We start from the raw sequence: 9,149 nt of genomic DNA on the forward strand, positions 1-9,149 counted from the left end.
CCGGATCCGGAAGTCCCCCGCTTGGTGCGCTTCACTGTCGGGGAACAAAGGACGGTGCGCGCATCCGCTTTTGAAGGGGGATTTAGCGGCTCGCAGCCGGGAGGTTCCCTCCCGGATTATGCGAGACAGCGACGCATCGACTGGGAGGTTCCCTCCCAGTTGTGTGTGTCAAGACAAGACAGCGGCGGTTTGATTCTGGGGTTCCCCCGTGATGTAAAAAACCGACAAGACAGGGGGATCCATTATGGCTTGACAGCCGCTTTGACTAAGACATTTTTGACACCTTTAATTTGCAGTGCCAATGGTTTAATCTTGTCTAGTTGAGCTTGGTTAGCCACAGATCCCGATACCGTGACAGTGGCATCTTTGGCATCGACACTCAGCTTACTGTTGGGAATATTTGCTTCTAACTTTCCCCGCACCTCACTTGCTAAATCTTCTCCACTACGTACTACCGGATTGCCACCGATATTATTGCGCTGTTCGCGCGCTCGGATATCTGATTCGATCTGCTTTTTGCGAATCGGATCTTGGGCATCATCCTTGGTACTCTTCGTACCTTCGGTTTTGGTAGTTTGTCCGGTACCATTCGTACTGTCGGGCGCGTCAGATGACGTTTTAGCAGTGCTGCACGCAGAGATTGTCGTTGCTAGCAAGATGCTCAACACTAACGGCTGCATAAAGCTGGGTGTAGTATTTTGATTCATATTGCCCTCATTTAATTTAGTTCTGGAATTCGATGCGGTTAGTGTTCGAGATATTCAGTCTTAACAGGAGTGGCGATTCGAGCGGGATCGGTGGGTAAATCGTAGCCAGACCACTCCTGAATGCCACCTTTGGCAAAAATCGATCCAGCCCGCTCTAGTTCTGCCTCAGAGCCTTCTACCATCACTAAATAGTTCCCATGCCCTACCCGATCGCTATAGACATTTGCCCGCTCTTCAGGAATATTTAAACCAACCAAACCACCTGTCAGACTGCCAGCAGCAGCACCGATCGCACTACCTGTAGCTGTAGTCGCGAGTGCGGTCGCAGCGGCACCTGCCAGCATCACTGGGCCGACACCCGGAATTGCTAATGCGCCCAAGCCGACTAATAAACCAGCCACACCACCAAAAGTGGTACCTGCGATCGCACCATTTTTGGCAGTTTCGGCAGCTTTATTGTGGCGATCTGCTTCGTTGCCGAGGTCTGCTAATGTATCGCTAGTTTTTGCACCAGTAACTTCAACCTTGCGATCCATATCGCGACCGATCACTGATACGCGATCCATCGGAAAGCCCGTACTTTCTAATTGAATTAAAGCAGTTTCAGCCGCTTGATAAGTTGAAAAGATGCCGATTCCACGTTTGTGTAATATCATATTTGCTCCTCGATTTTTTTAGTTGTGGGTGAATTTAGTAAACAACATCAAATTTAGATGTTACTTATTCCGGATCGCTTTGGGTTTCAGCATCGCCGGGAGTTTCATAATACATTTCAGGTTCGACCGCAAAGTTGTCTACTAATCCTTCTTTGTCAACTGTGAAACCGCCTGTGGTATCGAGGCTTTCCGATCCGGGTGGATGCTGGGGTAAACGTTTAAAATCGTCACCTTCTCGCTCTTTTCTAGCTGCGGTCTCAGCCGGAATAATATTGGGGTCGTAACTATCGGGGGTAGGTTTATCATAAGACTTGGCAGCTTCCCGCTCTTCGGCTGCCAACATGTTTGTTTCTTTTTCCTGTGATGGATTAGTCGGAGTTGTATCTGTTTTCATCTGATTTTTAACTTGCTAGATTAGGAACTGAAATATCGCTTTCTACATCGATCGCAATAGCCCAATATTATCAAACGTGACAATTTGAGGCATCTACTGAAATATTCATTTATGGCTCTGTCGATCGAGCTAGATAATCGGGAGATTATTAATAGCGAACTCTACCTATTGATAGAGAACACGTTTCCTATCGAAAATAAGTATTGGTACATAATATTTCTTCTTCACCAAAATACAAAGAGAGTGAATGTACACCCAGAATCAGCCACGCCCGATCGCACAATTCTTCCAAATCATCCAGCAGATCGTCAATAATTTCAGTACTAGGGCAATGGATTTCCAGCATCTGGTAACCATTGAGTTGAATCAAACAACTCGGCAAACTAGTGGCAAAAAAGTGCAGAAACCGCTCGACTCGAAAGTGTGTCAGGGTATCGAGGTCATCAACATTCAATTCAGTGAGTAACATCAGCAAACTCCTGTGTGTATTTGGGTGATTGGGTGCCGAGCTGTCGATCCCAGAAGGTAAAGTACAGCCCGAAATGTAAACCATATTGGCGATGGTGAATCGCATGGTGGGCGGAGCCTGTAAACCAGCGACCACACCAATGATGCGGAAAATCAATCGGGAGCGTATCGGGGTCTAAATGATTGACAACTGCCCATACTGTCATAGTGCTGAGAATGGCAATTATCGCGATCGGGTGTAGTGGCAGTAATAACGAAATTCCGACTAAAAATAAGGCATGAGCGACCGCTTCTGGCGGATCGAAAGCAAAAGATGTCCAAGGTGTCGGTGGATGCGATCGATGGTGCCCATGATGCCACCACCGGAATAATAAACGGTGATGAAACAGTCGGTGGATGAAATAAAAGTAGGCATCTTGCAAGACGATCGCGATAACATAGCTACCTACCAGATACCACACTGGATATTGGTGGATGTCTAAGTAGATGCGCGTGATGCCCGCTTGGGTTGCTGTCGCAATCGCCGCCGCACCGATCGCGAACACAGCAGCAGAAAGTACTGCCAGTTTGATATCCCCCATCGTGGCTGATGTCAGCCCAAACCGATTGACAATCGCCGCAGAGCTAACACTTTGCCTCCCCACTCGATCTAACAGTAACTGCGTTCCCCCCGCAAAAATTAGATATCGTGCCAAAATAATCCCAAAAAAGGTGAATCCATAGAACTCAAATGAGTAATGAGTCAATTTAGTTTCTCCTTAAAAATGAATGGCGATCGCCAGACTGGATAAGTTCGCGTTACACTAGTTGCAACCGCTCCGATTTTGTGAGTCAAAATTCAGGCGGGGGAACACTTTGCAACGGTCTAACTACGCCAACGATCTGACCGAATCTTACCAGTTTCACCCATATACTACTTTCTACCAAGTGGATGAACTCTCAAATTTCGATCGATGTCAATGGGTAGAGAGGGGATGGGAGTAAGAAGTAAGGAGTAAGGAGTAAGGAGTATCCACTATTCACTATTCACTATTCACTTTTCACACTGCGATAATCGGTGCAGTCGATCGCTTCTTCGTGAAAGGCTTTGTGGGGATGAACGGTACATTTAAGATAATATTCACCTGTATAAAAGACACATCGATCGCAGGGAATTTGATGCAGCTTTTTGAGATGGAGCCAGTCTTTTTGGAAAGTGTTCCAGCTCGACCAAGTGAAGTAGACAAGACTCAGTGACATACAGATTGCAAATGTCACTGAGTAAATAGATGAAACCAGCTCTAATATAGTAGGCACAAACATCGTAGATTTCTGGTAACAGCTTGGGACTAAGAAATATGGTCGATGTAGAGCGGGTAAAGTTTAAATTGCTTGATGCTCGCGTCCAGCAGCGGCTACGCCAACGTCCGAGCGAGGGTGGAGTTCGACTGCACCAATCGAGCCGGGTTCCTCGAAGCTCGAACCATACAAATCTACAAACCGCTTAAAAAGTTTCATAGTATCAGAGTTAGAAACTTTATTAGATTTGACCTTGCGATGTAAATTTCCGTTAGCAAGTCTGTGCAGATAGGGCAGATCTTCAAATAGCGTCAGACAGGCAGCACAATGTAAGATAACTTGTAAGATCGGCTTGGGAAGTGCTAAATCGGTATAGATATCGATAAATAATTTGTGAATATTATCGCCAAGTGGCAACATATTAAAAATTATCGCGATCTTCCGCTCTTTGTAGACAGGAATGCTCAATTCGATCGTGTAGGGAGTATGGAGAGTCAACTCGGCTTCGACTACTGGCTGTCTCCACATTTTCAGCAGATTGCGCGTGGGGTTGAGGGTAGTTTTGAATTTGACACTACCGCCGCTACTGGTTTCTACAAATTCGCTAACGTTACCGACTTTTAAACCCTTGAGACTGACATTATGTACTAGCTCTAGATGTTTGAGATCGAGCAGATGATAAACCTGGCACAGATAAGGAATCGGCAAGATATACTCTTGGCTGATTTTATGATATTTCTGTAATTCCAGCATTCTTGCTTCCATCCGGCGAAAATAAACGCTATGCGGTGGTGTCATTGAAGCAAGCTGGTAATACTTGAGCGTGCTGATGCGCTTAACCAGGGAGCTGTCGATTTCTAGATCTGCGGCGGGGCGTGCATTTTCGACATTTGTTACGGTCATATATTTACTTCCGAGAGTTCACAATCGGGAATCTGCTGGCGTAAAATGGGCACTCGATCTAGGTGGAGATCGCCATTTAGATCGATATCGGTGCTGGCTCCCCGATTGGGCTACCGATACCTCGTAACTTTGATTTAAATCTCGCGAGAAATGTAGCACCTTAATACCAAAGGGGGATGAGGCGAAACCCCACCCCCCTAGATCTAGCCATTTAGATTTCAATTTAGAGTCAGCCTCAAAGTTAGAGCTGTTTCTAAATATCAACTGTGTCGATCGCTGTCTTGGCGATCTGATTGACTATACTAGTGGTATGTAGCAAGTTCGATCGATCTAACGCACAACGGTGTTGGTGACGGTGTTGGTGACGGTGTGCATCAAATTATAGAAGTGCAAAACGCCTTGCCCGGAAAAATATTCAGTCAATAACGCAGCTACAAATCCGAGCATTGCAAAACGGCCATTCCAGATTTCTGCTTGAGGTGTAAAGCCCCAACGCCATTCATTACGATCGGGTGATAGAGAAGTTTTGTTAGGATTAGTAGAAGGAGTAGAAGTTGCCATGATAGTCACTCAAATTGTGGTGGGTAATAATAACTAGCTCGATGGTTGCAAGTCGCGGTCACTCTCCCCAGTTGTTGGGTTAGCAGTATCACTACTAGGTACGCTCAACTCACTCATCTATACAAATCTTATCATTGGAGTTTAAGGCAGCATATCTCCCAATCGGATGAGTTCTTAAATATTTTCCATAACCGATGGGGAGAGGGGAGAGGGGAGATGGGAGATGGGAGATGGGAGATGGGAGTAAGAAGTAATGAGTAATGAGTAAAAATCCCCTCCCTGGAGGGGTGGGTAGATCTTCGCTAAAACCTAAAACCTAAAACCTAAAACCTAAAATCTAAAACCTAAAACCTAATTTTAAAAGAGAGTTATTCTCAATAAGACTTGCTTCTTGCAAATGGAACATCAGATCGGATATGATAGTAATCAACGATCTAAACTGGGTGATGAGCATGTCATTCTACACAGCAGACTCTCTCAAAGCTGAATTGCACGAACGGGGTTGGCGACTTACACCCCAACGAGAGGTCATTCTAAATATCTTTCAAAACTTAGCAGCAGGCAAACATCTGAGCGCAGAGGAACTGTGCGAACTGCTTCATACAGAAGGACACGATATTAGCTTGTCTACTATCTATCGTACTGTCAAACTGATGGCGCGGATGGGGATTTTACGCGAACTAGAATTAGCCGAAGATCATAAGCATTATGAAATAAATCAGCCATACCACCATCACCACCATCTGATCTGCGTTAAGTGCAACCAAACGATCGAATTTAAGAATGAGTCTGTCCTCAAAATCGGCGATAAAACTTCTAAAAAGGAAGGATACCATCTACTCGACTGCCAATTGACAATCCATGCCGTTTGTCCGAGTTGTCAGCGGTCGATCGTATCAGCAAATTAGGGAATGGGGAATCTACATAATAGCTATGTTCCCCATTCCCTAAGTTTACCTACTTAGAGCGACGCTTGGGAACGGGTCGATCGCTAGAACTATTCGAGATATTAAAAGCGAGATTGTAGATAACTTCGTTAGAGCGCGCAGACTTAAATAAATCAACGACAGGCTGCGGATAATCGACTCCAATCTTGACACCAAAACGTTCTTGTTCGACAGGTAAAAGCTTACCGGGTTCGTGAACCTTAGCGGCTGGAATACCCTCTAATTCTGGCAACCAATGTTTGACGTATTTACCCTCGCGATCGTAATCGTTGGACTGTTTGATAATATTAAAAAAGCGAAAACCACGCGCATCGTTACCAACACCAGCCGTATAGTTCCAATTGCCCCAATTACTACAAACATCGTAGTCAATTAGCAACGATTCAAACCATTCTGCACCCATCCGCCAATCGATACCCAGGTTTTTAGTCAGGAAACTAGCCACATTTTGACGACCGCGATTAGACATGTAGCCCGTTGCTGCTAGTTCGCGCATGTTGGCATCTACTAACGGAAATCCCGTCTTGCCCTCCCGCCAGAGATCGAATCTCGTCCAATCTTGTTTCCAATCGAGATCGACACCTTGGAGTCCCGATCTTTTAAAGATCTTCGTTCCATGTTTAGCACAAATAAACCGAAAATAATCTCGCCACAACAACTCAAAAATCAACCAATAAGTCGAATCATTTTCAACTCGTTCGTCTTCGTACTTCTCTACTTGAGCATTAATATAGCTTGGCGACAGACACCCTAACGCCAGCCAAGCTGAAAATTTTGAAGAATAATCGGCACCTAACATCTCATTGCGAGTTTCTTTATAGATCCGCAATCGATCGCGTTGCCAGATATACTCGTCTAATCGGGCGATTCCTGCCGTTTCGCCGCCTTGGTATGCCAAAACGCCGCGCGAGTCAACTGGGGGTGCTGCTAGACCCAAATCGGCTAGGCTGGGGATACTTCCTCGATCTACATCTGCGGGGAGTGGCGGTAAATTTGCCGGAGTAGGTAAAGCGGGTCGAATTTGACTATCGCGTTCGACATCTTTACGGAACTTGGTAAATAATTCGGGAATATTTGGCAATCCAAACGGTAAATCTTGGAGATGATAGAGTGTCTGACCCCAAAAAGATTGACTATTGACATTAATCGCCTTTAAGGCGGCTGTTAATGTGGTGCTTACCGCATTTTCTTCGGCGGTAACTTCTTGATAATAGTAGACATCGGTAATGCCCAATCGCTCGACTAATTCAGGAATAATGACTTCGGGTAATCCGCGCCGAATTAGCAAATCGCTCCCGCGAGTTTGCCATGAGTGCTGTAAATCGGTAATACTTTCGAGTAAAAATTGCGCTCTAAACGCACCCGTCTTCGGAAAACCAAACGGCGTTCGATCGAACTGGCGATCGTCGAAGCAGTATAATGGAATGATACTGGCACCCTGTTTGAGAGCCTGAGTTAATGGTTGATGGTCGTGCAAACGCAAATCGTTACGATACCAGAGCAAAATCCGTTTGGTAGCCATTCTTAAACCAGTAGACAGTAGAGAGTAACAGTCGATTTACATCGGTGCCACAATTTAAGCTAACACATCCGATCGATAAAAAAAGCAGGTACGATACCTGCGGCTTGAAAAAATCCATCTGCCAAGGCAGACGCTCCGCGTTAGAGCAGCCTGACCTTTGGTATGATAGAGCAATTGCATTAATAAGTTAGATCGAGCTTTTAGCCTTATCCCGATGCTCCAATCCTTAATTACCGATCGATAGCGATCGACTATCAAAAACGGCAATGTTCTCAGAGCGTGTAAAATGAGGATCGGAATATTGTTTCCAGAAATGTGCGAGTTCCTGGGCTTTATTCGTCCAATCACCATCTATTTGATACATCCGACGCGGACGACCGCGACCTTCAACTTTTTTCCAGTAGCCGACAATAGTACCATTAGCTTCTAAAAACTTAATTGCACTATATAAAACGGTGTCTGAGAGCCGATAGGTTGAAGATTCATGCTCCAATCTAGCAATCAATTCAGTACCGTAAGAATCGCCCTGGAGCAGAATATCGAGAATATAGCAAACCGCCAACTCCTGATTTAGATACAGTGGTGGTGGATTGCGGAAAAAGCAGTAGATATCTTCAAAGTTCATAGCTGTTACCACCTTATAATATTGGTGTTCGATTTCATCTTCATTTAGCCGTCAAGCTAAATGTAACGTCGATCGTTGGCGTAGCCTCATTCGGAGCGGAACGCTGCGCGTAACCGAGAGCCTGCGCTTTGCGCTTAGGGAGAATCGAGTATTGAGAAAAAAGCGGGTTGAGATAAATCTGTTACAACCAGACCGGAAAACAATTTTTATGGTGTTGAGACTAACAAATTGTTTAGAGCAAATTTATAGATACCCAGTTTTTAGCTTAACTCATCCAATTTACATCAAGCGACAATTATTCTACTTTCTTATCAAATTCTTAATTAATATTCATGTCAGACCTAGAAATTAACGGTAACACCCCGCAAACCGTTCGGAAAATTGCCAGCCAACTCCGGCGGGTCGGCTGGGCGGGATTTTGGCTGCAACTCGTTTTGGCTGTAGTATCGAGTCTAATTTTTCTGTTCGCGATTCCGTTTGCCAGTACGGGGGCGAGAAATCCGGGGACTGGTGGGAGTCTGATCTTTACATTGGGTGGCTTGCTGGTATTATATGTGAGTGTTTACTGGTCGTTTCGCTATGTCTTAACTTCCCGCAAGCTCAAAAATCCCGATCTTCGTCCCAAAAAAGCCGATACAATCAAGCTGGTGCAGTGGGGTTTGATATCTTCGATCGTCGGCATGGGATCGAGCGTTTTGGCTGCTGAATCGATCTCCGGTACGCTGCTGGGTAAATCATTATCTTCGATGACATCGTTTGCTGTATTCAGCCCCGATGCGTTGAGTAAAATTATTCAACCGCTCGATATTTTGATCGTACTGGGTAACACGCACACGATTACCGCCCATTTTATCGGTATTGTCAGCGCACTGTGGTTATTAAATCAACTTAATAAGTAAGTGAGAGCGTGGAGTTGGGAGATTTGTACTTCGCGCTTCAGGAATGTAGAGTATCGGCTCGATTCTCCATAGAAGCAACTGAGCCGATGAAAACGTCGTCTAATGGATGAAAGGAACTTTGGGTGAGTATGCTCTAGTTTCATTCTTCAACCCAACCTACAGATCTATCCACTTTCAACTTTCAACTTT

12 protein-coding genes are annotated in these 9,149 nt (G+C 45.1%); 2 read left to right on the forward strand and 10 right to left on the reverse strand.

Annotation, left to right across the window (positions count from 1 at the left end; translation table 11 throughout):
• Positions 1–242: 242 nt before the first annotated feature.
• The 8 genes from Q0R35_RS04395 to Q0R35_RS04430 form a co-directional block, all read right to left on the reverse strand.
• Complete coding sequence (locus tag Q0R35_RS04395; protein ID WP_295614855.1) at positions 243–707, reverse strand: BON domain-containing protein; 465 nt, start codon at positions 705–707, stop codon at positions 243–245.
• Positions 708–745: 38 nt separating this feature from the next.
• A complete protein-coding gene (locus tag Q0R35_RS04400) occupies positions 746–1,363 on the reverse strand; it encodes a signal transduction histidine kinase (STHK), LytS (protein ID WP_295614857.1) in 618 nt (205 codons plus the stop codon).
• Between the two features lie 64 nt (positions 1,364–1,427).
• A complete protein-coding gene (locus Q0R35_RS04405; protein ID WP_366944821.1) occupies positions 1,428–1,706 on the reverse strand; it encodes a hypothetical protein in 279 nt (92 codons plus the stop codon).
• 238 nt (positions 1,707–1,944) lie between these two features.
• Positions 1,945–2,226 (reverse strand): hypothetical protein, encoded by a 282-nt coding sequence (locus Q0R35_RS04410; RefSeq protein ID WP_295614861.1) that lies wholly within the window; start codon positions 2,224–2,226, stop codon positions 1,945–1,947.
• Positions 2,213–2,971 (reverse strand): sterol desaturase family protein, encoded by a 759-nt coding sequence (locus Q0R35_RS04415; RefSeq protein ID WP_295614863.1) that lies wholly within the window; start codon positions 2,969–2,971, stop codon positions 2,213–2,215. The genes Q0R35_RS04410 and Q0R35_RS04415 overlap by 14 nt, the downstream gene beginning before the upstream one ends.
• Positions 2,972–3,254: 283 nt before the next feature.
• On the reverse strand, positions 3,255–3,464 hold the full coding sequence (locus tag Q0R35_RS04420; protein ID WP_295614865.1) for a hypothetical protein: 210 nt from the start codon (positions 3,462–3,464) through the stop codon (positions 3,255–3,257).
• Positions 3,465–3,587: 123 nt separating this feature from the next.
• Positions 3,588–4,406, reverse strand: a complete 819-nt coding sequence (locus Q0R35_RS04425) for a hypothetical protein (RefSeq protein ID WP_295614867.1) — start codon at positions 4,404–4,406, stop codon at positions 3,588–3,590.
• Between the two features lie 330 nt (positions 4,407–4,736).
• A complete protein-coding gene (locus Q0R35_RS04430) occupies positions 4,737–4,967 on the reverse strand; it encodes a chlorophyll a/b-binding protein (protein ID WP_295614868.1) in 231 nt (76 codons plus the stop codon).
• 452 nt (positions 4,968–5,419) lie between these two features.
• On the opposite strand from Q0R35_RS04430, the gene Q0R35_RS04435 reads away from it, so the two are divergent.
• Positions 5,420–5,875, forward strand: coding sequence for a Fur family transcriptional regulator (locus Q0R35_RS04435; RefSeq protein ID WP_295614876.1), 456 nt, complete (start codon positions 5,420–5,422; stop codon positions 5,873–5,875).
• 49 nt (positions 5,876–5,924) lie between these two features.
• Here the strand turns inward: Q0R35_RS04435 and Q0R35_RS04440 are convergent, their stop codons facing one another.
• Positions 5,925–7,436 (reverse strand): DASH family cryptochrome, encoded by a 1,512-nt coding sequence (locus Q0R35_RS04440; RefSeq protein WP_295614870.1) that lies wholly within the window; start codon positions 7,434–7,436, stop codon positions 5,925–5,927.
• A gap of 226 nt (positions 7,437–7,662) precedes the next feature.
• Positions 7,663–8,061, reverse strand: a complete 399-nt coding sequence (locus Q0R35_RS04445) for a PadR family transcriptional regulator (protein WP_295614872.1) — start codon at positions 8,059–8,061, stop codon at positions 7,663–7,665.
• A gap of 332 nt (positions 8,062–8,393) precedes the next feature.
• Here Q0R35_RS04445 and Q0R35_RS04450 point away from each other — a divergent pair, with 332 nt between their 5' ends.
• On the forward strand, positions 8,394–8,960 hold the full coding sequence (locus Q0R35_RS04450) for a DUF3611 family protein (protein WP_295614874.1): 567 nt from the start codon (positions 8,394–8,396) through the stop codon (positions 8,958–8,960).
• Positions 8,961–9,149 lie beyond the last annotated feature (189 nt).

The sequence above is a fragment of the Chamaesiphon sp. GL140_3_metabinner_50 genome (genome assembly GCF_025361915.1).
Lineage (GTDB): Bacteria > Cyanobacteriota > Cyanobacteriia > Cyanobacteriales > Chamaesiphonaceae > Chamaesiphon.

What these genes read in the sequence shown, in the direction of transcription:
- Q0R35_RS04395 (WP_295614855.1), bottom strand. Translation starts at nt 707, where the DNA reads ATGAATCAAAATACTACACCCAGCTTTATGCAGCCGTTAGTGTTGAGC.
- Q0R35_RS04400 (WP_295614857.1), bottom strand. Translation starts at nt 1,363, where the DNA reads ATGATATTACACAAACGTGGAATCGGCATCTTTTCAACTTATCAAGCG.
- Q0R35_RS04405 (WP_366944821.1), bottom strand. Translation starts at nt 1,706, where the DNA reads ATGTTGGCAGCCGAAGAGCGGGAAGCTGCCAAGTCTTATGATAAACCT.
- Q0R35_RS04410 (WP_295614861.1), bottom strand. Translation starts at nt 2,226, where the DNA reads ATGTTACTCACTGAATTGAATGTTGATGACCTCGATACCCTGACACAC.
- Q0R35_RS04420 (WP_295614865.1), bottom strand. Translation starts at nt 3,464, where the DNA reads ATGTCACTGAGTCTTGTCTACTTCACTTGGTCGAGCTGGAACACTTTC.
- Q0R35_RS04425 (WP_295614867.1), bottom strand. Translation starts at nt 4,406, where the DNA reads ATGACCGTAACAAATGTCGAAAATGCACGCCCCGCCGCAGATCTAGAA.
- Q0R35_RS04430 (WP_295614868.1), bottom strand. Translation starts at nt 4,967, where the DNA reads ATGGCAACTTCTACTCCTTCTACTAATCCTAACAAAACTTCTCTATCA.
- Q0R35_RS04435 (WP_295614876.1), top strand. Translation starts at nt 5,420, where the DNA reads ATGTCATTCTACACAGCAGACTCTCTCAAAGCTGAATTGCACGAACGG.
- Q0R35_RS04440 (WP_295614870.1), bottom strand. Translation starts at nt 7,436, where the DNA reads ATGGCTACCAAACGGATTTTGCTCTGGTATCGTAACGATTTGCGTTTG.
- Q0R35_RS04445 (WP_295614872.1), bottom strand. Translation starts at nt 8,061, where the DNA reads ATGAACTTTGAAGATATCTACTGCTTTTTCCGCAATCCACCACCACTG.
- Q0R35_RS04450 (WP_295614874.1), top strand. Translation starts at nt 8,394, where the DNA reads ATGTCAGACCTAGAAATTAACGGTAACACCCCGCAAACCGTTCGGAAA.